The organism is Bacillus sp. V59.32b, assembly GCF_003429085.1.
GTDB lineage: Bacteria > Bacillota > Bacilli > Bacillales > DSM-1321 > Peribacillus.
Genome location: NZ_QVTC01000022.1, coordinates 40184 through 62913 on the forward strand (window position 1 = coordinate 40184; position 22730 = coordinate 62913).

The 22730-nt window shown below is 43.8% G+C and carries 22 protein-coding genes; 20 read left to right on the forward strand and 2 right to left on the reverse strand.

The window, feature by feature from the left end; translation table 11 throughout:
* Positions 1-61: 61 nt before the first annotated feature.
* The 15 genes from yfmF (at position 62) to D0463_RS06860 (ending at position 16146) form a co-directional block, all read left to right on the forward strand.
* The gene (yfmF, locus tag D0463_RS06790; RefSeq protein WP_117306488.1) at positions 62-1339 is read left to right on the forward strand and encodes an EF-P 5-aminopentanol modification-associated protein YfmF; all 1278 of its coding nucleotides are present in this window, start codon (positions 62-64) and stop codon (positions 1337-1339) included.
* A complete protein-coding gene (gene yfmH / locus D0463_RS06795; protein ID WP_117306490.1) occupies positions 1339-2625 on the forward strand; it encodes an EF-P 5-aminopentanol modification-associated protein YfmH in 1287 nt (428 codons plus the stop codon). Before yfmF ends, yfmH begins: the two co-directional genes overlap by 1 nt.
* 45 nt (positions 2626-2670) lie before the next feature.
* Positions 2671-3438 carry an elongation factor P 5-aminopentanone reductase gene (gene ymfI, locus D0463_RS06800; protein WP_117306492.1) on the forward strand — a complete coding sequence of 256 codons (768 nt, stop codon included), beginning with the start codon at positions 2671-2673 and terminating at the stop codon, positions 3436-3438.
* A gap of 91 nt (positions 3439-3529) precedes the next feature.
* Positions 3530-3787 carry a DUF3243 domain-containing protein gene (locus D0463_RS06805; RefSeq protein WP_117306494.1) on the forward strand — a complete coding sequence of 86 codons (258 nt, stop codon included), beginning with the start codon at positions 3530-3532 and terminating at the stop codon, positions 3785-3787.
* A gap of 240 nt (positions 3788-4027) precedes the next feature.
* Positions 4028-4819, forward strand: coding sequence for a DUF3388 domain-containing protein (locus tag D0463_RS06810; RefSeq protein ID WP_117306496.1), 792 nt, complete (start codon positions 4028-4030; stop codon positions 4817-4819).
* An 8-nt stretch (positions 4820-4827) separates the two neighbouring features.
* Positions 4828-5733, forward strand: a complete 906-nt coding sequence (locus D0463_RS06815) for a RodZ domain-containing protein (RefSeq protein ID WP_367946568.1) — start codon at positions 4828-4830, stop codon at positions 5731-5733.
* Positions 5734-5826: 93 nt separating this feature from the next.
* Positions 5827-6411 carry a CDP-diacylglycerol--glycerol-3-phosphate 3-phosphatidyltransferase gene (gene pgsA, locus D0463_RS06820; RefSeq protein ID WP_117306500.1) on the forward strand — a complete coding sequence of 195 codons (585 nt, stop codon included), beginning with the start codon at positions 5827-5829 and terminating at the stop codon, positions 6409-6411.
* A gap of 22 nt (positions 6412-6433) precedes the next feature.
* Positions 6434-7672, forward strand: coding sequence for a competence/damage-inducible protein A (locus D0463_RS06825; protein WP_117306502.1), 1239 nt, complete (start codon positions 6434-6436; stop codon positions 7670-7672).
* 307 nt (positions 7673-7979) lie between these two features.
* Positions 7980-9020, forward strand: a complete 1041-nt coding sequence (gene recA, locus D0463_RS06830) for a recombinase RecA (RefSeq protein ID WP_117306504.1) — start codon at positions 7980-7982, stop codon at positions 9018-9020.
* Between the two features lie 284 nt (positions 9021-9304).
* Positions 9305-10867: a ribonuclease Y gene (rny, locus tag D0463_RS06835; protein ID WP_117306506.1), complete on the forward strand. Its 1563-nt coding sequence runs from the start codon at positions 9305-9307 to the stop codon at positions 10865-10867.
* Between the two features lie 163 nt (positions 10868-11030).
* Entirely contained in the window at positions 11031-11828 is a 798-nt protein-coding gene (locus D0463_RS06840) for a TIGR00282 family metallophosphoesterase (RefSeq protein ID WP_117306508.1), read from the forward strand.
* Positions 11829-11998: 170 nt separating this feature from the next.
* Positions 11999-12259 carry a stage V sporulation protein SpoVS gene (spoVS, locus tag D0463_RS06845; protein ID WP_117306510.1) on the forward strand — a complete coding sequence of 87 codons (261 nt, stop codon included), beginning with the start codon at positions 11999-12001 and terminating at the stop codon, positions 12257-12259.
* A 110-nt stretch (positions 12260-12369) separates the two neighbouring features.
* Positions 12370-13290: a dipeptidase gene (locus D0463_RS06850; protein ID WP_117306512.1), complete on the forward strand. Its 921-nt coding sequence runs from the start codon at positions 12370-12372 to the stop codon at positions 13288-13290.
* A 251-nt stretch (positions 13291-13541) separates the two neighbouring features.
* Positions 13542-15293 (forward strand): 2-oxoacid:acceptor oxidoreductase subunit alpha, encoded by a 1752-nt coding sequence (locus D0463_RS06855; protein ID WP_117306514.1) that lies wholly within the window; start codon positions 13542-13544, stop codon positions 15291-15293.
* On the forward strand, positions 15280-16146 hold the full coding sequence (locus D0463_RS06860) for a 2-oxoacid:ferredoxin oxidoreductase subunit beta (RefSeq protein ID WP_117306516.1): 867 nt from the start codon (positions 15280-15282) through the stop codon (positions 16144-16146). Before D0463_RS06855 ends, D0463_RS06860 begins: the two co-directional genes overlap by 14 nt.
* An 88-nt stretch (positions 16147-16234) precedes the next feature.
* Here D0463_RS06860 and D0463_RS06865 read toward each other — a convergent pair whose 3' ends face one another.
* Positions 16235-16465 (reverse strand): hypothetical protein, encoded by a 231-nt coding sequence (locus D0463_RS06865; protein WP_117306518.1) that lies wholly within the window; start codon positions 16463-16465, stop codon positions 16235-16237.
* 226 nt (positions 16466-16691) lie between these two features.
* On the opposite strand from D0463_RS06865, the gene tdh reads away from it, so the two are divergent.
* The 4 genes from tdh (at position 16692) to D0463_RS06885 (ending at position 21140) form a co-directional block, all read left to right on the forward strand.
* Positions 16692-17732 carry an L-threonine 3-dehydrogenase gene (gene tdh / locus D0463_RS06870; RefSeq protein WP_174234298.1) on the forward strand — a complete coding sequence of 347 codons (1041 nt, stop codon included), beginning with the start codon at positions 16692-16694 and terminating at the stop codon, positions 17730-17732.
* A 74-nt stretch (positions 17733-17806) separates the two neighbouring features.
* On the forward strand, positions 17807-18985 hold the full coding sequence (locus tag D0463_RS06875; RefSeq protein ID WP_117306520.1) for a glycine C-acetyltransferase: 1179 nt from the start codon (positions 17807-17809) through the stop codon (positions 18983-18985).
* Between the two features lie 182 nt (positions 18986-19167).
* Entirely contained in the window at positions 19168-20712 is a 1545-nt protein-coding gene (gene miaB / locus D0463_RS06880; RefSeq protein WP_117306522.1) for a tRNA (N6-isopentenyl adenosine(37)-C2)-methylthiotransferase MiaB, read from the forward strand.
* 2 nt (positions 20713-20714) lie between these two features.
* The gene (locus D0463_RS06885; RefSeq protein ID WP_117306524.1) at positions 20715-21140 is read left to right on the forward strand and encodes a YlbF/YmcA family competence regulator; all 426 of its coding nucleotides are present in this window, start codon (positions 20715-20717) and stop codon (positions 21138-21140) included.
* 79 nt (positions 21141-21219) lie between these two features.
* Here the strand turns inward: D0463_RS06885 and D0463_RS06890 are convergent, their stop codons facing one another.
* Positions 21220-21600: a YuzC family spore coat inner layer protein gene (locus D0463_RS06890; protein WP_117306526.1), complete on the reverse strand. Its 381-nt coding sequence runs from the start codon at positions 21598-21600 to the stop codon at positions 21220-21222.
* Positions 21601-21844: 244 nt separating this feature from the next.
* Between D0463_RS06890 and cotE the strand changes: the two genes are divergently transcribed.
* Complete coding sequence (cotE, locus tag D0463_RS06895) at positions 21845-22381, forward strand: outer spore coat protein CotE (protein ID WP_117306528.1); 537 nt, start codon at positions 21845-21847, stop codon at positions 22379-22381.
* The last annotated feature ends 349 nt before the right edge of the window (positions 22382-22730 follow it).

A 22730-nucleotide genomic window follows, 5' to 3' on the forward strand; every position in this document is an offset into this window, starting at 1 on the left:
GTTTCTGTTCTACAAACAATAGACTTACGACATTACGCATTTTCACAAGGAGGACAACTGAATGGCGATTACTTCGGACATTGTAAAAAAGAGACCGGGCTATAATTTACATATCGTGAAAACCGAAAAGTATAAAACCAATACATTGGTATTTAAAATGAAGGCACCCTTAACTGCTGACACAGTCACCTATAGGGCACTGCTCCCGTATGTTTTACAGAGCACGACCGAAACGCATCCAACTTCTACAGAGTTGCGTTCTTATCTGGCTGATTTATACGGAGCAAGCTTGGATGTTGACGTGGCTAAAAAAGGTGAATATCAAATTATCAGTTTTGCAATGGACATCGCCAATGAAAAATTCCTTTCTAACTCTGCCCCTATATTGGCAAAAGGCTTTGAACTGCTGATGGAAGTGGTGTTTCATCCTAAAAAGGATGGAGAAGCTTTTGAATCCGCTACAGTGTTAAAGGAGAAACGGTCTTTGAAACAGCGGATTCAATCGATATATGATGATAAAATGCGCTATTCCACGAAGCGACTTGTTGAGGAAATGTGCGAAAATGAACCTTATGCTCTTGAAACGATTGGGTTCGAGGCAGATTTAGATAAGATTACTCCAGAGCTTCTATACTCTTATTATAAAAAAGCCCTCTCCGAAGATGAGATCGACTTCTATGTCATCGGCGACATCAATGAAAATGAAGTCGAAGAGTTGGCGGATAAATACGTAAGTCTTAAGGAAAGAAATCCCGAGAGAATAAAGCCTGTTCAGAAAAAGGTGGAAAAAGAGAGAGAAGTGGTCGAAAAGCAGGATGTAAAGCAAGGGAAATTGAACATTGGCTATCGTACCAATGTCTTGTACGGAGATGAGGACTATTATGCGCTTCAGCTTTTCAACGGCATTTTCGGCGGATTCTCCCATTCCAAACTTTTCATCAATGTGCGTGAGAAAGCGAGCCTTGCTTATTATGCTTCTTCCCGGATCGAAAGCCATAAAGGCTTGCTGATCGTCATGTCAGGCATTGAAAATAAAAATTACGGGCAGGCGGTCGAAATCATCAGGGAGCAAATGAAAGAAATGAAGCAGGGGAATTTCACAGAAGAGGACCTCGCCCAGACAAAAGCCGTAGTAAAGAACCAGATTTTAGAGACCGCCGATGTCGCACGCGGTTTAGTGGAAATACTATATCATAATGTGATATCCGGGATGAGCATTCCGCTTGATGAATGGCTTGAAAAAACAGAAAAAACCACCAAAGAGGAAATTGTTAAAGTGGCTCAAAAAATCGAATGTGACACGATTTATTTCCTAACTGGGACGGAGGTGCAGTCATAATGGAGAAAATCACGTTTAACCAGCTTCAGGAAGAATTGTTTCACGAAAAGATGGATAATGGCTTACAGGTGTATATATTGCCTAAAAAGGGCTTTAACAAATCATATGCAACGTTCACGACCAAATATGGTTCGGTTGACAATCATTTTAAGCCGCTGAATAAACAGGATTTCGTAAAGGTTCCAGATGGGATCGCCCATTTTTTGGAGCATAAGTTATTTGAGAAAGAAGATGGCGATGTATTTCAGCAATTCAGCAAACAGGGGGCTTCCGCTAATGCTTTCACATCCTTTACAAGGACTGCGTATCTTTTCTCAAGTACCTTCGATTTCGAGAAAAACCTGACAACATTAATTGATTTTGTACAGGATCCTTATTTTTCCGAAAAGACCGTTGAAAAAGAGAAGGGAATTATCGGCCAGGAAATCAATATGTATGACGACAATGCGGACTGGAGGCTTTACTTCGGCTGCATCCAGAATATGTATGAGCATCACCCTGTAAAAATCGATATTGCCGGCACGGTGGATTCGATTGCGAAAATCACCAAGGATATGCTTTATGAATGCTACGAAACGTTTTATCATCCGAGCAATATGCTTTTGTTTATTGTCGGACCGGTAAACCCCGATCAGACAATCGATTTAATAAGGAAAAATCAGGGGAACAAGGAATATAGTGAGCAACCTGAGATCGCAAGACATTTTGAGGACGAACCAACTGGTGTGGCCCAAAAAAGCCAAGTCCTCCACATGAATGTCCAAACACCAAAAGTAATGCTTGGCCTAAAGGCGATTGATGTTCATGCTTCAGGGGCAGAGCTCCTCAAAACTGAATTAACCACAAATGTACTGCTTGAGGTTCTTTTTGGCAAAACCTCAGATCTATACGAAGAGTTGTATTCAGAGGGCTATATCGATCAATCCTTCTCCTATGACTTCACTCAGGAGCAGGGCTTCGGTTTTGCTCTCATCGGCGGGGATTCAACCCGTCCGGATGAATTAACGGATAAATTAAAGGACATTTTGCTGAAGGCCAAATCTGGGGAAGGAATTAGTGAAGAAAGCGTGAACCGAACGATCAAGAAAAGAATCGGCAGCTTCCTTCGTGCCTTGAACTCTCCGGAGTATATTGCCAATCAATTCACACGCTATGCGTTCAATGATATGGATCTGTTTGATGTAGTCCCGGTACTTGAGAACATCACATTTAAGGATGTGAAACAGGCAGCCGAGCAGTTAATAGACGAAGAGCGAATGACCGTCTGCCAGATCTTGCCGAAATAATACGAAATAAAAACCTTGCCGGATTCAAGGCAAGGTTTTGCTATAATGATTAATATAGCCAAACAAAAGATAAGGGGGAGCAATCTGGTGGAAAAGCGTTTTGCCCTTATTACGGGAGCAAGTGGGGGAATTGGTAGAGCGATAGCGATAAAGCTTGCGCAGGAGAATTATTCTTTATATTTGCATTACAACAAAAATCAAAAAGCAATTGAGCAGCTGATGTCAGAGCTTGAACCATATGATATCGAACTGATTCCAATTCAAGCTGATTTGGGCGAAAAAGACGGATACCAAAAACTGACCCAAAACATCTTTTCTTTGCAATCGATTGTCTTGAACAGCGGCAATAGCTATTACGGGCTGGTTACAGATATGGACGAGAAGGTCGTCGATCAAATGGTTCAGCTACATATTACCTCTCCTTTTATGTTAACGAAGGAACTTCTGCCCAAACTTACACATCGGTCCAATAGTGCGATTGTGGCGGTTACTTCTATTTGGGGAGATACGGGGGCATCTTTTGAGGTTCTTTATTCGATGGTTAAAGGAGGTCAAAATGCCTTTGTCAAGGCGCTCGGCAAAGAACTGTCTTTAAGTGGAATCCGTGTTAATGGAGTTGCTCCGGGGGCCATTTCCACCGCCATGCTGGAATCCTTTACAAAAGCTGAACTCGAACTGATGAAAGCTGATATCCCAATGGGACGCGTCGGGATCCCTGAGGAAGTGGCGGATGCGGTAGCCTATTTATTGTCTGATAAAGCTTCCTATATCACGGGTCAGATTATTGGTGTCAATGGCGGCTGGTATACATAAACTGCCACTGGAAAGTGAAAATTATTGTATAAATAGCGCTTTTCCTTCACAAAATATGGATGTAACACTATGAAGGAAAGGATGATAAGCAATGTCTGTATTGGATAATTGGGATCAGTGGAAGAATTTTTTAGGCGACAGGCTCCATCAGGGAGAGCACCAAGGTCTTTCTGGAAGCTCGATTAATGATTTAGCGTTTGAAATCGGCGATTACCTTGCTAATCAAGTCGATCCGAAAAATGATCAGGAACGTGTGCTTTCTGACCTTTGGTCTGTGGCTTCTGATGAAGAAAAACATGCGATCGCCAGCGTGATGGTGAAATTAGTCGAAAATAACGGTTCAAAATAATCATTATTTTAGCAGGTGCTAAGACCTCTTCCATTTTATTGGAAGGGGTTTTTTCCATTTAAGGCACCAGAAAAATAGAAAAAGGTGTAATTTTTTAAAGATTACTCCTTTTAACTTCCTAGAAAATGCTATATTATAGAATTTAGAAAAAGAAATGAGCTGAGGCATGCAAGCCTGCATAGTGTGGGAGTTTTCTTTTATACAAAAAATGTCGTATTCTGTCGCTTGAGGAGTGGTTAGGTGGAAAAGAAAGAGTGGTATTTTGAATATGAAATTCAAAACAACCGCCCGGGATTATTAGGCGATATTTCTTCCTTATTAGGTATGCTCTCTATAAATATAGTGACGATAAATGGTGTCGATCAAGGACGGCGGGGGCTTCTGCTGTTAACAAAGGACAGCAGGAACATTGAAAGGTTTGAATCCATCCTTCGTACGATGGATACGATCAAACTAATTAAACTTCGCGAACCTAAGCTTCGTGATCGCCTGGCGGTACGCCATGGGCGATACATCCAACGGGATGCTGATGATAAGAAGACGTTCAGGTTCGTCAGGAATGAGCTTGGCCTCTTAGTGGATTTCATGGCTGAGCTGTTCAAGCAGGAAGGCCACAAATTAATCGGGATCCGTGGCATGCCCAGGGTCGGCAAGACAGAGTCGATTGTTGCCGCTAGCGTTTGCGCCAATAAAAGATGGCTGTTTGTTTCCTCGACATTGCTTAAACAAACGATACGCAGCCAGCTGATTGAAGATGAATATAGCGAAGATAATCTATTCATCCTCGACGGAATTGTTTCTACACGGAGGGCAAACGAACGCCACTGGCAGCTCGTTCGCGAAATTATGAGGTTGAATTCTGTCAAGGTGGTAGAACATCCAGACGTCTTTGTGCAAAACACGGAATATACGATGGATGATTTTGATTATATTATTGAACTTAGAAACAACCCCGATGAAGAAATTACATATGAAGTTGTCGAACAAAATAATCAATTTTCATCATCGGACTTTGGTTCTTTTGATTTTTAAAATGGAAGGTGTTTTATTTGACTGAACTAGGTAATAGACTTAAAGAAGCCCGCGTGGCAAAGGGCATGAGCTTGGATGATTTACAAAGTGTGACAAAAATACAGAAGCGGTATTTGTCTGGCATTGAAGAAGGCAATTACGAAATGATGCCTGGGAAGTTTTACGTGCGAGCATTTATCAAGCAATACTGCGAGGCTGTCGGTTTGGATTCTGAAGAGATCTTTGACCAGTACAAAAGCGATGTTCCGGTTGTATATAATGAGGAGCTTCCAGATAAGCTATCCAGAGTCCAAACCAAAAGTACCGTTAAAACAGAAGACTCTAAATTAATGGCTTCACTACCTAAAATACTGGGTGTCATATTCGTTATTCTGGCAGCCGTCTTAATTTATCTGTTAGTTTCAAACTATGTCAGTAAATCAGACAATAAGACTGAGAATGAGACTACTAATGAAGAGGTAAACTATGATGAAAGCAAAGACTCTCCTCTAAATGATGAGAACAAAGATGAAGAGTCTGCAGCAACTGAAGAAGTAAAAGAAGAACCAGCAGCACCAACAGAAGAAAAGCCAGAACCTGAAGAAGTGAAACAAGAGCTTACATCTGTAAGTTCAAGCGGTAAAAACAGTACGTATGAGTTAAAAAATGCTAAAGAATTCAAATTAAAGGTTACATCTATAGGGGAAACATGGGTAAATATCCAAAATGGAAGCGGCAAATCCATCTTCCAGGGCACCCTTAAAAAGGACCAAGTCCAAGAAATCGACTTTACGAATGAAACCGGAGCAGTTATTGTTATCGGGAATGCGGCCGAAACCGAAATCTTCGTAAATGACGAAAAACTGGCCTACGCCATTTCACCTGCTCAATCGGTTACCCAGAATGTAACCATTCAATTTACTAAAGCTCAATAATCATTTTAATAGTCATCTTTATGGTGACTATTTTTTCTCTTTTTTCATTTTAATTATCGTACATCTCCGTACGAATTTTTGGAGGAATCGTCCGTGAATCTGCCTAACAAAATAACTGTATTAAGAATTCTATTAATTCCCTTGTTTTTAATTATTATGCTCGTTCCCTTTAATTGGGGAGAATGGACAATATCGGGTACATCCCTTCCAGTAGCCCATTTCTGGGGGGCCATGCTATTCATCGTCGCTTCAACGACAGATTGGATTGATGGATATTACGCACGCAAGCTGAATCTTGTCACCAATCTTGGGAAATTTCTGGACCCGCTGGCCGATAAGCTTCTCGTTTCAGCCGCTTTAATCGTATTGGTCGACCTTGATCTCGTTTACAATCAATCATGGATTGTCATCGCCATCATCAGCCGGGAATTCGCTGTGACAGGATTACGTCTCGTTCTTGCCGGTACCGGTGAAGTCGTGGCAGCCAATAATCTTGGGAAAATCAAAACCTGGGCCCAGATTATCGCCATTTCAGCCTTGCTGCTTCATAATTTACCGTTTTCTTTAATCTCCTTTCCATTTGCCAATATCGCATTGTGGATTGCTTTGTTCTTTACGATCTGGTCTGGATGGGATTACTTTGCAAAAAACAAAGAGGTTTTTAAAAATTCCAAATAACGAATGGGTGGGTCTTTAGAAGATGAATGCTGAAATTATCGCAGTAGGATCGGAACTTCTACTTGGACAAATTGTCAATACAAACGCAAAATTTCTATCACAGCAATTCGCAGAAATGGGAGTCAATGTTTTTTATCATACGGTTGTGGGGGACAATGATAAGAGGCTGGAATCCGTGCTTGAAACAGCAGAATCCCGTGCGGATTTAATTGTCTTTACCGGTGGGTTAGGTCCGACTAAAGATGATCTGACAAAAGAAACGATTTCCCGCCATCTTGGCAGGGAGCTTGTATTCGATGAAGAGGCCTTACATTCCATTGAAGCTTTTTTCAGTAAAACAGGAATCGAAATGACGGAAAATAATAAAAAGCAGGCACTTATTTTGGAAGGGTCAGAGGTTTTGCGCAATGATCATGGAATGGCTCCGGGGATGGTCCTTGCTATCAATGGAATTACCTATATGCTGTTACCGGGACCGCCAAAGGAAATGGAACCGATGTTTTTAAGCTATGGGTATGAGAGCATCATGAAAAGGCTTAAAACTCATGAGAGAATCGAATCTAAAGTGCTGCGCTTTTTTGGGATTGGTGAATCCCTTCTCGAAACAAAGATTGAAGATATGCTTGAAAACCAAACAAATCCGACGATTGCGCCGCTCGCTGCCGACGGTGAAGTCACACTCAGGATCACGGCCAAGCACGCTTCACGGGAAAAATGCGCCGAAATGATAGCCGTTGTGGAAAAAGAAATCTTAAGCCGTGTTGGGGAGTATTGTTATGGAATCAACGAAACTTCCTTGATTAAGGAACTTTTGAAAGAACTGACCGCCCGGAAATTAACGATTGCCAGTGCTGAAAGTTTGACCGGAGGGATGTTCCAAGAGCAGCTCACATCCGTTCCGGCGGCAGGCAAGGTCTTTAAAGGCGGCATCGTCTCTTATACGAATGAAGCAAAAAGAAATCTATTGAAGGTTAGTGAAAAAACGATTGCCGAGCATGGCGTTGTCAGTGGTCCTTGTGCGGCGGAGATGGCGGAAAATGTCCGGAATCTGCTCGATGCCGATCTAGGTATCAGTTTTACAGGGGTAGCTGGTCCCGATGAACAGGAAGGCAAACCCGTTGGCACAGTATTCATTGGGATGGCGTTCCGTAACGGTGAATCTGCTGTTGAGCGATTGAATCTTTCAGGGAGCAGAGCATCGAACAGGATTCGAAGCGTGAAATATGGGTGCCATTACTTGCTCCGTCAATTATCTGAATAATATGTAGCTGGACCGGTTTCAGACCGGTCTTGTTTTCTGTGTCAGGAAATAGACAGATTACTTTGGAATTTTTCATTTCATTATCATTGCTATCGATAAAATAGAATTTTTCCATGGAAGAAAAAGAGAGATTCATAAATAACTAGCAAATAAAAAAAACGAATGAATGTTCGATTTTTCTCTTGGCAAACCAAAAAAAAAAGTATATAGTAGAAATAGGTTTTGAGATGAGACAGCTTAAAATCAATTCATTTGTCTTTTGTTTAATCGGATAAACCGATTAGTTGAATATAGAGGAGGAACTTAAGTGAGTGATCGTCAAGCGGCGTTAGAAATGGCATTAAAGCAAATTGAAAAGCAATTCGGTAAAGGTTCCATCATGAAGCTCGGTGAGCAAACGGACAGAAGAATTTCCACCATCCCGTCCGGTTCACTGGCATTGGATGTTGCACTTGGCGTGGGCGGATATCCGCGCGGAAGAATCATTGAAATCTACGGACCAGAGAGCTCAGGTAAAACCACGGTGGCGCTCCATGCCATAGCTGAGGTACAGGCAAAAGGCGGACAAGCTGCCTTCATCGATGCTGAACATGCACTTGATCCGGTATATGCTCAAAAGCTTGGAGTCAATATCGATGAACTATTGCTATCTCAGCCGGACACAGGCGAGCAAGCTTTAGAGATCGCCGAAGCGCTTGTTCGAAGCGGTGCAGTAGATATTCTTGTAATAGACTCGGTTGCGGCCCTGGTGCCAAAAGCGGAAATCGAAGGGGAAATGGGAGACTCGCACGTTGGTCTTCAGGCAAGACTGATGTCCCAAGCTCTTAGAAAGCTTTCCGGTGCCATTAACAAATCGAATACTATTGCGGTATTCATTAACCAGATTCGTGAAAAGATAGGAATCATGTTCGGAAACCCGGAAACTACTACTGGGGGACGCGCATTGAAGTTCTATTCCACCGTCCGTCTTGAAGTCCGCCGTGCCGAGCAATTGAAGCAGGGTAACGATGTGGTCGGTAACAAGACAAAGATTAAAGTAGTAAAAAATAAGGTAGCGCCTCCGTTCCGTCAGGCGGAAGTCGATATCATGTACGGAGAAGGTATTTCACGTGAAGGTGAAATCATTGATATGGGGTCTGATTTGGATATCGTCCAAAAAAGCGGTTCATGGTATTCTTACAACGATGACCGCCTTGGACAGGGACGTGAAAACGCGAAGCTGTTCCTAAAGGAAAATGAAAGCCTTCGACTGGAAATCATGAAAAAGATTCGTGATCATTACAATCTTGACGGCGAACACGTCGCGCCGGAAGAAACAGAGGATCAAGAGGAATTAGAACTCGATTAATATAGCCAAGTATGGACCGGTCTTAGTGCTGCCGGTCCTTTTTTCATGGGGCGAAAAATTAAACTTGAAACATCCCATGTCGATTTCCTAAAAATTAAGGAAGCCGTGTGCAGGACAAACCCTTGACAATAAAAAATCACACCTATACAATTAATATGTATATTTTACATTTTTTCAAACTAAAATTTTGAAATGTTAAGTGCTGTATATTGAAGTTATGTACAATGTACATGCCGACAGACCTACTTTTTAGTAACAAGTTCATAGCAAGGGGAGGTGAAATGATGGAACCCATTACAGTAATCATCTCCATTTTGCTTGGCCTAATCGTCGGTGCAGTTGTTGGCTATTTTGTAAGCAAGAATGTTTCCCAAAACAAAATAGCAGGGGCTAAAAACTCTGCTGAACATATCCTAGCGGATGCGAAACGTGAAGCAGAGGCTGCTAAAAAAGAAGCCCTATTGGAAGCAAAGGATGAAATTCATAAGATTCGTTCCGATGCGGAACGCGAAGTGCGTGAGCGAAGAAACGAATTGCAAAAACAAGAAAATCGATTATTGCAAAAAGAAGAGAACCTTGACCGTAAAGATGAAACGTTAGACAAACGTGAAGTCCTTTTGGAGAAAAAGGACGATTCTCTGAACCAAAGACAACAGCATATTGAAGAGATGGAAAGCAAAGTGGAAGAAACGATTCGCAAGCAGCAGACTGAACTCGAGCGTGTTTCTGGCTTAACTCGTGAAGAAGCGAAAGCAATCATCATCGACCGTATTGAGAAAGAATTGGCCCATGATACCGCAATCATGATTAAAGAAAGCGAGAATCGCGCGAAAGAAGAAGCTGACAAGAAAGCGAAAGAATTGCTTTCCCTTGCGATACAGCGTTGCGCGGCTGATCACGTTGCGGAAACAACCGTTTCTGTGGTGAACCTGCCAAATGATGAGATGAAAGGCCGGATTATCGGACGAGAAGGACGAAATATCCGTACCCTGGAAACTCTTACAGGTATCGATTTGATCATTGATGATACACCGGAAGCCGTCATTCTTTCCGGATTCGATCCGATCAGGCGTGAAACGGCTCGCTTAGCACTTGAGAAGCTGGTGCAAGATGGACGGATTCACCCGGCCCGCATCGAAGAGATGGTTGATAAATCAAGACGTGAAGTGGATGAACATATCCGCGAAATAGGTGAACAAACCACTTTCGAGGTAGGTGTTCACGGGCTCCATCCGGATCTGATTAAAATTCTTGGCCGCTTGAAGTTCCGTACAAGCTACGGCCAAAACGTTTTAAAGCATTCCGTGGAGGTTGCCCAATTATCCGGATTGTTGGCCGCTGAGCTTGGAGAAGATGAAACGCTCGCAAGACGTGCCGGATTGCTTCACGATATTGGTAAAGCAATCGACCATGAAGTAGAAGGAAGCCATGTGGAGATTGGGGTCGAACTCGGAACCAAGTACAAAGAGCATCCTGTTGTCGTCAACAGCATTGCTTCCCACCATGGTGATACAGAACCTACTTCAGTCATTGCCGTGCTAGTCGCGGCTGCGGATGCATTGTCCGCGGCAAGACCAGGGGCGCGCAGTGAAACGCTCGAAAACTATATCCGAAGACTTGAAAAGCTTGAGGAGATTTCCGAATCGTATGATGGCGTTGAAAAATCCTTTGCCATTCAAGCCGGACGTGAAGTGAGAATTATGGTAAAACCTGAACAAATCGATGATCTTAGTGCTCATCGTCTTGCAAGGGATATCCGTAAACGCATTGAAGAAGAATTGGATTACCCAGGCCATATTAAAGTAACGGTCATCCGTGAAACAAGGGCCGTCGAGTACGCAAAATAAAGCGAAGTGGTGACTCACCACTTCGCTTTTTTTTTGCACAGACCAATGTGGAAGAGAGCAACCCCGGCCCATCAAAATTTGTGATACAATACATAAGAAAACCAGAGGGTCCGAGCCCTTTCGACCATATAAAAAATGTTATATAAATAGAAAGGATTTTTTTATGAAATTACTTTTTGTCGGAGATGTAGTGGGTTCACCAGGAAGGGATATGTTGAAAGAGTACCTTCCTAAAATAAAGGAAAAGTACCGACCCCATATCACCGTGGTCAACGGTGAAAATTCAGCAGGAGGACGTGGCATAACCGAAAAAATATATCGTGAATTTCTTGAATGGGGGGCCCAGGCCGTCACGCTAGGCAACCACGCATGGGATAACCGGGATATTTTTGAGTTTATTGACAGTGCGAAGTATCTGGTGCGGCCGGCAAACTTTCCTGCAGGCACACCAGGGGAAGGGCTAAAGTTTCTAAAATGGAACACGTTTGAAATTGCCATCATCAATCTCCAGGCCCGCACATTTATGCCCCCGCTCGACTGTCCTTTTGTAAAGGCTGAGGAGCTTGTTGCTGAAGCAAGAAAGCGAACACCAATTATTTTCATTGATTTTCATGGCGAGGCAACCAGTGAAAAGCAAGCAATGGGCTGGTTTCTTGACGGCAAGGTCTCGGCTGTTGTCGGCACGCATACGCATGTCCAAACAGCGGATAATCGGATCCTTCCAAACGGCACGGCTTACCTCTCGGACGTTGGCATGACCGGTCCGTATGATGGCATATTGGGGATGGAAAGAGAAGCGGTCATTCACCGCTTTTTAACGAGCCTTCCGGTACGATTTGAGGTTCCAAAGGAAGGCAGAACCGTTTTAAGTGCGGTCCTCATCGATATTGACGAAAAAACAGGACAGTCCAAGAAAATAGAACGCATCTTAATCAATGACGACCACCCATTTTATACGTAATCAAGAAATGATTCCTTCATCTTCCATGACCGTCCTTGCCCACAGGCATCCAGCTTTCCAGATAACAATTTGTCATACTACGTTTCTGTTCAGAATATAGTAGCAATGGAAAGTATTTACCTATGGAACGCTATTCCAATCAGGTAAGGGGAAAACAAGGAGGACTAGGGATGGAAATATTAAAGGTTTCAGCAAAATCTAATCCTAATTCTGTAGCAGGCGCACTGGCGGGCGTACTAAGAGAAAGAGGTACCGCAGAGATCCAGGCGATCGGCGCCGGTGCGTTAAATCAGGCCGTCAAGGCAGTAGCAATCGCAAGAGGGTTTGTGGCACCTAGTGGAGTGGACTTGATTTGTATTCCTGCCTTTACAGATATTAAGATTGATGGAGAAGAAAGAACAGCGATTAAACTCATTGTCGAACCGAGATAGCGAATGTCATGAAAGTCGACACCTGTTTGCATCAGCAGACAGGTTCTTTTTTTACTGGAAAAAAGAATGTATAGTGTATGTATCTATTTGAAAGAAAAGGAGTAGAAAAAATGAAAATCTTTGATGCCCATTGTGATGTCTTGATGAAGATGTTTATCGACCCAACCATCTCCTTTTTAGACAGTGAAAAACTGCATATTACTTATCAATCCCTTTCGGAAACTGGCGGAAAGGTTCAGTGTTTTGCGATTTATGTCCCTGAGGCCATCCATCCGGATATGCGATTTATCGCGGCGCTTTCCATGGTAGATATTTTCTATGAGAAAGTTTTGACGATGCCAAATATGAAACTGGTAACCTCCAAAGAGGATATCGATAGTCTTACCGATGATCAAATCGGGGCGGTTTTAACATTGGAGGGCTGTGATTGTATCGGAGATGATTTAGTAAAGTTAAACACATTGGTCAGATTAGGCGTTTCGTCTGTTGGACTGACATGGAACTTTGCCAACATGGTTGCGGACGGTGCCCTTGAAAAACGTGGAGGCGGTTTGACCGGCTTTGGCGAAAGCGTCGTGAAAACATTGAACCGGCATGCCATTTGGTGCGATGTTTCCCATCTATCTGAACGGGCGTTCTGGGATGTCATCGAGATAGCCGACCATCCGATTGCTTCCCATTCGAATGTGTTTCGGATCTGTCCCCACCCCCGTAATCTAAAAGATAATCAAATCATCGCTTTGCTTAAGAAAAATGGTGTGATAGGAGTAACCTTTGTCCCTGAATTTTTAACGGAAAAGCCGTTAGCGCACATAGCGGATGTCCTAAAGCAAATCGATTATATCGCAAGTCTCGGAGGAGGACGTCAAATCGGCGTGGGCTCAGATTTCGACGGCATTGATCAGACCGTGCACAATCTGTCTTCTTACAGGGATTATCAGAATCTGATCAATGAAATGCATAAGCACTATCCTGCCGATTTCATAAAGGGGATATTATTCGATAATTTCGCTGCCAGATTCCCAGACTAATAAAGCAATAATCGCTTTTCGCGGAATTATCTAAATATACAAAAAAATATCACCGAAACGATCAATTAATATGCTCAAAGGCTTGATTTTTTTAGGTTATAGGTCTAGAATTGAAGCAGTTTAGTACACCTTTCCTATTATAAAATAATTGAATATTTATACATATTAAAAGTTTCAGTTTATTAGGGAAGGTATTGCTATAGTAGAGTTTGAGTTTATTATTTTAACCGGATTTAAAGGGGTGTAAGGGCATGATCAATCAACTTTCGTGGAAAGTTGGCGGACAACAAGGGGAAGGTATTGAAAGTACGGGAGAAATTTTCAGTATTGCTCTCAACAGATTGGGCTACTACTTGTATGGGTACCGTCATTTCTCATCTCGTATTAAAGGAGGGCACACGAACAATAAGATTCGTGTAAGCACGGCGCAAACGCGTTCGATCTCGGATGATTTAGATATTCTCGTGGCGTTTGACCAGGAGACAATCGATGTAAACTATCAGGAACTTCATGCAGGCGGAGTCATCATTGCGGATTCCAAATTCAATCCTGTCCGTCCTCAAGACACGGATGCAGCCATGTATGCCATTCCATTTACCGAAATGGCGACTGAACTTGGAACGTCTCTGATGAAAAACATGATAGCTGTAGGCGCTTCAAGCGCTGTGCTTGGCTTGGACATCACTGTTTTCAACGAAGTGGTCGAGGAAATCTTTGGTCGTAAAGGCGAACAAATCGTCCAGAAGAACTTGGATGCCATTAAAGCTGGCTACGACCATTTGACCGAAAAGCTGGGAGAAAAGGTAGGCGCGATGCAGCTTGAAAAAGCGGATGGACAGAAGCGCTTATTCATGATTGGAAACGATGCGATCGCATTGGGCGCACTTGCCGGCGGAACCCGGTTTATGGCCGCGTATCCAATCACTCCAGCTTCGGAAATTATGGAATATTTAATTAAGAAGCTCCCGGCGGTCGGCGGAACGGTCATCCAAACTGAGGATGAGATTGCCGCAGCGACGATGGCAATCGGAGCCAACTATGGGGGAATTCGTGCGATTACGGCTTCTGCGGGACCTGGTCTTTCCTTGAAGATGGAGGCAATCGGGCTTTCAGGCATTACCGAAACACCGCTTGTGATTATCGATACTCAGCGGGGTGGACCGTCTACCGGCCTTCCGACAAAACAGGAGCAATCCGACCTTATGGCGATGATTTACGGGACGCACGGGGAGATCCCGAAAATTGTCATGGCCCCAAGCACGGTGGAAGAAGCGTTTTATGATACAGCGGAAGCGCTTAACCTGGCAGAGGAGTATCAATGTCCGGTTATCGTCCTTTCAGACCTTCAGCTATCGCTAGGCAAGCAAACTGTTCAGCCGCTCGATTACAGTAAAATTGAAATCAGGCGCGGGAAATTGGTGAGCGAAGAGCTTCCTGAACCAGAAAACGGCCAATATTTCAAACGCTATGAAGTAACCGAAAGTGGTATTTCGCCACGTGTGCTGCCAGGAACGAAAAACGGCATCTTCCATGTGACAGGTGTAGAGCATGATGAAACCGGTAAACCTTCAGAATCAGCGGGGAATCGGATTGCGCAAATGGATAAGCGGATGCGCAAAATCGAAAACATTGCTTTTAAAACACCTGTGTATAAAAATACGCCGCATGCCGAAGCTGATCTTTTGATTGTAGGATTCATTTCAACACGCGGGGTTATTGAAGAAGCAATGGAACGGTTAGCAGCAGATGGAATCAAAGTGAATCATGCACATATCCGCTTAATTCATCCATTCCCGGCAGATGAAATGCTTCCTTTAGTACAATCAGCAAAGAGAGTGGTCGTAATTGAAAACAACGCGACAGGACAGTTAGCGAATATATTGAAAATGAATGTTGGCAATGTGACGAAAATTAAGAGCATCTTAAAATATGACGGTAACCCGTTCTTGCCGCATGAAATCCATACACAATGCAAGGAGTTGTTCCAATATGGCCACATTTAAAGAGTTTCGTAATAACGTAAAGCCTAACTGGTGTCCCGGCTGCGGCGACTTCTCGGTACAGGCGGCCATTCAGCGTGCGGCTGCCAATGTCGGCCTTGAACCGGAAGGGCTTGCCGTTGTGTCCGGCATCGGCTGTTCGGGACGGATTTCAGGTTATATCAAATCGTACGGCTTTCATGGAATCCATGGTCGTTCACTACCGATTGCCCAGGGTGTAAAAATGGCTAACCGGGAATTGACAGTCATTGCTTCAGGCGGCGACGGCGACGGCTTTGCGATCGGAATGGGCCATACGATCCATGCGATCCGCCGGAATATTGATGTAACGTATATCGTGATGGACAACCAGATTTATGGATTGACGAAGGGACAGACTTCGCCGCGTTCAGCTGCCGGATTTAAGACGAAATCCACACCTCAGGGATCGATCGAGCAGGCAATTTCTCCTATGGAGCTGGCATTATCTGCAGGCGCAACTTTTGTCGCGCAGAGCTTCTCAACGGACCTTAAAGATCTTACAGCAATTATTGAAGCGGGCATTCAGCATAAAGGGTTTTCCTTAATCAATGTATTCAGCCCTTGTGTCACATACAACAAAGTAAATACGTATGACTGGTTTAAAGAAAACTTAACGAAGCTTAGCACAATCGACGGCTATGACCACACGAACCGTGAATTGGCCATGCAAACAGTGATGGAGCATGATGGTCTTGTCACTGGTATCATTTATCAAAACAACGAGCGCCAGTCTTATCAGGAAATGATTCCGGATTATGCGGAAGAGTCGTTAACAAAAGCAGACTTAAAGCTGAGCCAGGAAAGCTTTGATAAATTAGTTGCTGAATTTATGTGATAATCACGTAATAAAAAAAGGGTCCGGCTCATATAATGAGCGGGCCTTTTGCATTTCATGCCATAACGGTGTTACCCCAAGCAGGAACTCAAATCCAGCGAAAACGCCTGCGTCTGGAACGCCCGTTTTCTTCATCTGAGGAATCCTGTTCATCGTCGCGCCTGTCGTCTTCTTTGTCGTCATCTTCTTCCTCATTGAACTGATCTTCTCGGCAATCATCATCATCGTCGTCCCAGTCTTCCCATTCCCAGTCATCATCACAGTCATGTTTGCGTTTTTCGTGTTCGTCGTCTTTATGCTTCTTTTTTTCCTTACCCATAAATGTCACTCCTCTCATGAATTAAGTGTTCGAAATATTATATGTATCTTCGGACAAGCTGCGTAGGTCTTTCCCCCAATTCGAACTATTTATTCACAAAAAATTTTCCGCCTGAAACCATTTGTCCGTTTCAGAAATACAGTGATGTTTACATTCAAGTTTGGAGAATGGTAGAATATTAATATAATAGGATTCGCAGCATGCTCTAAAGGGGAGAGTGTACATGTTGAACGGAAAAATGAAAGCGCTTTTAAAGCATCACCGCGGATATGGAGCCGAACTCCAAATGGTTGACATCCCAAAAATAAGCGATGAGGAAGTGCTCATAAAAGTGAAAGCAACCTCTATCTGCGGAACGGATGTGCATATCTATACGTGGGATGAATGGTCACAAAGCAGGGTCAAGCCGCCCTATGTTTTCGGACATGAATTCTCCGGGGAGGTTATGGAAGTAGGTTCGAAGGTTAGCAGTGTGACAGTCGGGGATTTCGTTTCCGCGGAGACCCACCTTGTCTGCGGCACCTGTCCGCAATGTCTAACAGGACAATACCATATTTGCAAACATACACAAATCATTGGGGTAGATACACAAGGCTGTTTTGCAGAATATGTGGCAGTGCCTGCGGGTAACCTGTGGAAAAATCCGAAGGAAATGCCATACGATGTAGCCTCCATTCAAGAACCGATGGGGAATGCCGTCCATACCGTACTGTCCGGGGAAGTGGTAGGTAAAGCGATAGCGATTATCGGGTGCGGTCCAATTGGCATCATGGCTGTCGGTGTCGCAAAGGCCGCGGGCGCTGCCCAGGTTATCGCGTTCGATGTCAATGATTATCGACTTGATTTGGCCAAACAAATGGGAGCGACTACTATTGTTAATTCCAAGAAGGATGATCCTTTGAAAACAGTCGAGAACTTAACAGATGGAAACGGAGTAGATGTTGTCTGTGAAATGAGCGGGCATCCTCAAGCTATCAACCAAGGCTTCAAAATGGTTACAAACGGGGGAAGGGTATCGATCCTCAGCCTGCCTGTCAGGCCTGTCGAAATCAATATTACCGAAGATATTGTCTTCAAAGGGATAAACGTCCACGGAATCACTGGAAGGCAGATGTTTAAAACCTGGCAGCAGGTATCCAGTCTTTTAGCATTAGGACAGGTCGATGTCAAGCCTATGATTACCCATCATTTCCCGCTTGAAGACTTTGAAAAGGGTTTTGAATTAATGATCAAGGGGGAATGCGGAAAAGTTGTTCTGCAGCCTTAATCCCAAAAAGGGAACCGAAATAGTCTGTTGAAAAAAAGGAGAAGAAACCTGTACATTTGAAGGAGGAGATTTCAGTGAAAGGCTTTGAGTATTTACAGGACGAATTAGATAGCATGAAAAAGGCGGGAACATTTCGCAAGCTTGTACCGCTTGAGTCCGAACAAGGATCAAAGGTCGTCATCAATGGAAAAGAAGTCATCCAGCTGTCCTCAAACAACTATCTCGGCCTGACTTCGCATCCGCGCCTGCGCAAGGCCGCGTTGGAGGCGGTAGAAAAATACGGGGCAGGGACCGGTTCGGTTCGGACAATAGCCGGTACGTTAACGATGCATAACCAACTGGAAAAAAAGCTCGCTACATTTAAGCACACAGAGGCATCTCTTGTTTTTCAATCAGGTTTTACCACGAATCAAGGAGTGCTTTCGGCGATTCTGTCCCCTGAGGATGTCGTCATTTCCGATGAGTTGAACCATGCATCGATCATCGATGGCATCCGTCTGACAAAAGCAGGGCGCAGAGTTTATAAACACGTCGATATGAGCTCTCTTGAGAAAGCGCTGAAGGAAACACAAAATTATCGGAAACGTTTAATCGTTACGGACGGAGTGTTTTCAATGGATGGAAACATCGCGCCTCTGCTTGAGATAGTCGAGCTCGCTGAAGAATATGATGCACTCGTTATGGTTGATGATGCCCATGCATCAGGTGTCCTTGGGAAAAATGGCCGTGGAACGATCAATCATTTCGGATTGGACGGCAGAGTCCATATCCAGGTTGGCACGTTAAGTAAAGCCATTGGCGTCCTCGGCGGTTATGTCGCGAGTTCGCAGACTTTAATAGATTACCTGATTCATAAGGGACGTCCATTCTTGTTCAGCACATCTCACCCGCCAGCTGTCACGATGGCATGCAGCGAAGCGATAGATGTCCTCATCGAAGAACCTGAGTTAATTGACAAGCTTTGGGAGAATACGAGATTCCTCAAAAAAGGCCTGCAAGAGCTCGGCTTTAACACGGGCAAAAGCGATACGCCGATTACTCCGGTCATCATAGGAGATGAGGCGCTTTCGCATCAATTTTCCGATAAACTGCTTGAACATGGGGTTTTTGCGCAGGGTATCGCTTTTCCGACTGTTGCCAAGGGGTTGGCCCGGGTTCGAACGATCGTCACTGCACAGCATTCAAAAGAAGAATTGCAGCAGGCGCTGGATGCATTCGAGAAGGCAGGAAAAGATCTGGGGATTCTCAAATAATATCAATAGATTCCAAGAAACAAGGCGGGATAGCAGATATCCCGTCTTGTTTCTTCGTGTTAAAAGCCGTATACTATTATAATGTGTATATAGCTTAAAAGCCGAAAGATTAAATAAATAGGCAACAAAGTTTCAGGAATGAGTTGGATCCTTGAATCCAACGTTTCAGAAAGGGGATCATGATGAACGAAAAACAACGGTTGGAATCACAACTTGTGCAGGCTGAAAAACCAGCGGACAAAAAATCCGAAAAGGATTACAGCAAGTACTTTCAGGCCGTATATGTCCCTCCTTCCTTGAAGGAAGCAAAAAAACGCGGCAAAGAAGAAGTAAATTACCAGGATGATTTTGCGATCCCAGAGGAGTTCCGCGGCATGGGCAAGGGGCGTAAATTTTATATCCGTACATACGGCTGCCAAATGAACGAACATGATACTGAAGTCATGGCCGGTATTTTTATGGCACTCGGTTACGAGCCATCTGAAACCGTCGAGGATGCAAATGTGATCCTGCTGAACACCTGTGCCATCCGTGAAAATGCGGAAAACAAGGTGTTTGGCGAACTGGGCCATTTGAAGGCGCTTAAAACAGAAAAGCCAGACCTTCTGCTTGGCGTCTGCGGCTGTATGTCACAAGAAGAATCAGTCGTAAATCGGATTCTTTCCAAGCATGCATTCGTCGATATGATATTTGGCACACATAATATTCACCGTCTGCCCCACATCCTGAATGACGCTTATATGTCCAAAGAGATGGTGATCGAGGTTTGGTCAAAAGAAGGGGACGTCATCGAAAATCTTCCGAAGGTCCGTAACGGTAAGACGAAAGCATGGGTTAACATCATGTATGGCTGTGATAAATTCTGTACGTATTGCATCGTTCCTTATACACGCGGTAAGGAACGCAGCCGCCGTCCGGAAGACATCATCCAGGAAGTCCGTCATTTAGCAGCACAAGGATACAAGGAAATCACCCTGCTTGGCCAAAATGTGAATGCCTATGGCAAGGATCTAAAAGATTTGAACTACGGACTTGGCAATCTAATGGACGAAATCCGACAAATCGATATCCCGCGTATCCGCTTTACAACAAGCCATCCGCGCGACTTTGACGACCACTTAATCGAAGTGCTGGCAAAAGGCGGCAACCTGGTCGAACATATCCATCTTCCGGTCCAATCCGGCAGCACGGATGTTTTGAAAATCATGGCGCGCAAATACTCCCGTGAGCAGTATTTAGAGCTGGTAAGAAAAATTAAAGCGGCGATGCCGGATGTTGCTTTGACAACCGATATCATTGTCGGCTACCCGAATGAGACGGAAGAACAGTTCGAGGAAACAATCTCATTGTATAGAGAAGTTGGCTTCGACGCTGCGTACACATTCATTTATTCACCACGCGAGGGAACTCCGGCGGCAAAAATGCAGGATAACGTCCCGATGGAAGTGAAGAAACAACGCCTGCAGCGCCTAAACGCAGTCGTGAATGAATTTTCTGTGGAGAGAATGAAAGAGATGGATGGCCAGGTTGTAGAGGTTCTTGTTGAAGGCGAAAGCAAGAAAAACCCGGATGTACTGGCTGGATACACTAGAAAAAATAAGCTGGTAAACTTCAAAGCGCCTAAATCTGCCATCGGCCAATTGGTAAAGGTAAAAATCACGGAAACCAAGACATGGTCTTTGAGCGGAGAAATGGTTGAAGAAGCGGCAGCGGTAGAGGTGGAATAATAATGACAAAATATACAAAAGACGACATCCTGGAAAAAGCGGAGCAACTTGCAAAAATGATTGCGGAAACAGAAGAAGTTGATTTTTTTAAACGTGCTGAGGCACAAATCAATGAAAATCAAAAGGTTCGCGAGATGATTGCCAGCATCAAGAGCTTGCAAAAACAAGCCGTGAATTTTCAAAATTACGGAAAAGAAAAAGCTTATAACCAGGTTCAAGAAAAGATTGATGCGCTCGAGAAACAATTGGATGAGATTCCACTTGTTCAGGAGTTCAAACAATCTCAGGTTGATGTGAACGAATTGCTGCAGATGGTCGCTTCTCAAGTTTCCAATACAGTAACCGACATGATTGTCGAAGCAACGGACGGCAATTTGCTGAGCGGCGAATCAGGATCGAAAGTCCGCGCCGGCCGGGGAAGCCATTAATTGGATCCCAATATGGGATATGAGAAATAGCACAAAAAGCTGCCTGACACTGTTAACTTAACAGTGTCAGGCAGCTTTTCTAATTTCCCCACCTAATCGCAAATGTCAGAATGCAGCATTCCGAGACTGAATCTCTTAGAGAAAAGATGATTTCGGATGGAGTAAAGGTCGTTTTTACCGGCACTTGTAGACCGATGGCTCGGATTAGGAGATCGACTTCGCTCTGTTTACCTTGCTGCGCAAACCCCATCAACTGTTTTTCGAAAGCAGGGTCTCGTAGCCTCTCTAATAATATCCGGCTCTGCTGCATTAATAATTGAAAGGTGTGGACAGAGCTGGAAAACAACGAAATATCGATGGGAGCATATTCGGATCGGTATAGTTGTGGGCCCCTGCCCTGGCCCCGGCTATAGCCAGGATAGAGCGGATAGGACTGATCGTTAGGATAGGAAGGGTACATAGCAGCTCTCCTTATTTTAATACACACTATAAATTATGTGCGTTTCTCTTCTTTGGTTACGACTCGACCATCCTCAGGCTTCATGCATCCAAACCCATAATCATGACACATAACCCGAAATGTCCGCATAAAATAATGCAGAGTACGATATTCAAATTCAGTTTCGTTCACATAAAATTATTCGCACACTAGACTTTTAACCCGCATAGGATGAATGGAAACTGTATGAGGAGGGTTCGCTAGCATGTCACAGTACAGAGAGATAATAACAAAAGCGGTGGTTGCAAAAGGACGAAAATATACAAAGTCCCAAAACACCATTAGCCCGGCTCATCGTCCTTCGAGCATTCTAGGTTGCTGGATCATCAACCACAAGTACGAAGCAAAAAAAGTCGGCAAGAAAGTGGAAATCCGCGGGACATTCGAAATTAACGTCTGGTATTCTTCCCAACAAAATACAAAAACTGAACTTGTGTGCGAAAAAGTTCATTATTCAGATGTTGTTTCATTGAAATACCGCGATCCGGACTGCGAGGATGATGAAGATATCGTCGCGAAAGCAGTACAACAGCCGAACTGTATTGAAGCCAGCATCTCGCCATGTGGCCAGAAAATCATGGTACATGTGGAAAGAGAGTTCTTTGTAGAAGTGGTCGGTGAAACGAAGATTTGCGTCGCCATTAATCCGGATGGATGCGATGATGATGACTGGGATCTCGACTCGGATGATGAATTCGAAGATTTGAATCCAGATTTCCTTGTTGATTTTGAAGACGAGTGAGAAGCTTACAGGTACCTAAGCTTCGATTAGGAGAAGCATCCTAAACTCTGGACCGGGTAATGAATGGACTTGAATAGGTTTTTATCACCGGATGAGACCAGTCTTCATCCGGCTTTATTTGTGTGCTGCACTTTCACCAAGGTAATGGTAGTAACAGGCATGAAACTATACTTCTGAATATGTTATAATGGATACCAATTACATAGATTTTATTTTTGCAAGAAAGGTTTTGGAAACTATGGCTGTATATACGCCAATGATACAACAATACTTAAAGATCAAGGCAGAGTATAAAATGTACCCTATAGTGTAGACACTTTGAAAAAAGGTCTCTCTATAGGGTGCATTT

Excerpts from the sequence above, each read along its gene's own strand:
- yfmF (WP_117306488.1), top strand. The coding sequence starts at position 62 with ATGGCGATTACTTCGGACATTGTAAAAAAGAGACCGGGCTATAATTTA.
- yfmH (WP_117306490.1), top strand. The coding sequence starts at position 1,339 with ATGGAGAAAATCACGTTTAACCAGCTTCAGGAAGAATTGTTTCACGAA.
- ymfI (WP_117306492.1), top strand. The coding sequence starts at position 2,671 with ATGATTAATATAGCCAAACAAAAGATAAGGGGGAGCAATCTGGTGGAA.
- D0463_RS06805 (WP_117306494.1), top strand. The coding sequence starts at position 3,530 with ATGTCTGTATTGGATAATTGGGATCAGTGGAAGAATTTTTTAGGCGAC.
- D0463_RS06825 (WP_117306502.1), top strand. The coding sequence starts at position 6,434 with ATGAATGCTGAAATTATCGCAGTAGGATCGGAACTTCTACTTGGACAA.
- rny (WP_117306506.1), top strand. The coding sequence starts at position 9,305 with ATGGAACCCATTACAGTAATCATCTCCATTTTGCTTGGCCTAATCGTC.
- D0463_RS06840 (WP_117306508.1), top strand. The coding sequence starts at position 11,031 with ATGAAATTACTTTTTGTCGGAGATGTAGTGGGTTCACCAGGAAGGGAT.
- spoVS (WP_117306510.1), top strand. The coding sequence starts at position 11,999 with ATGGAAATATTAAAGGTTTCAGCAAAATCTAATCCTAATTCTGTAGCA.
- D0463_RS06850 (WP_117306512.1), top strand. The coding sequence starts at position 12,370 with ATGAAAATCTTTGATGCCCATTGTGATGTCTTGATGAAGATGTTTATC.
- D0463_RS06855 (WP_117306514.1), top strand. The coding sequence starts at position 13,542 with ATGATCAATCAACTTTCGTGGAAAGTTGGCGGACAACAAGGGGAAGGT.
- D0463_RS06860 (WP_117306516.1), top strand. The coding sequence starts at position 15,280 with ATGGCCACATTTAAAGAGTTTCGTAATAACGTAAAGCCTAACTGGTGT.
- D0463_RS06865 (WP_117306518.1), bottom strand. The coding sequence starts at position 16,465 with ATGGGTAAGGAAAAAAAGAAGCATAAAGACGACGAACACGAAAAACGC.
- miaB (WP_117306522.1), top strand. The coding sequence starts at position 19,168 with ATGAACGAAAAACAACGGTTGGAATCACAACTTGTGCAGGCTGAAAAA.
- D0463_RS06885 (WP_117306524.1), top strand. The coding sequence starts at position 20,715 with ATGACAAAATATACAAAAGACGACATCCTGGAAAAAGCGGAGCAACTT.
- D0463_RS06890 (WP_117306526.1), bottom strand. The coding sequence starts at position 21,600 with ATGTACCCTTCCTATCCTAACGATCAGTCCTATCCGCTCTATCCTGGC.
- cotE (WP_117306528.1), top strand. The coding sequence starts at position 21,845 with ATGTCACAGTACAGAGAGATAATAACAAAAGCGGTGGTTGCAAAAGGA.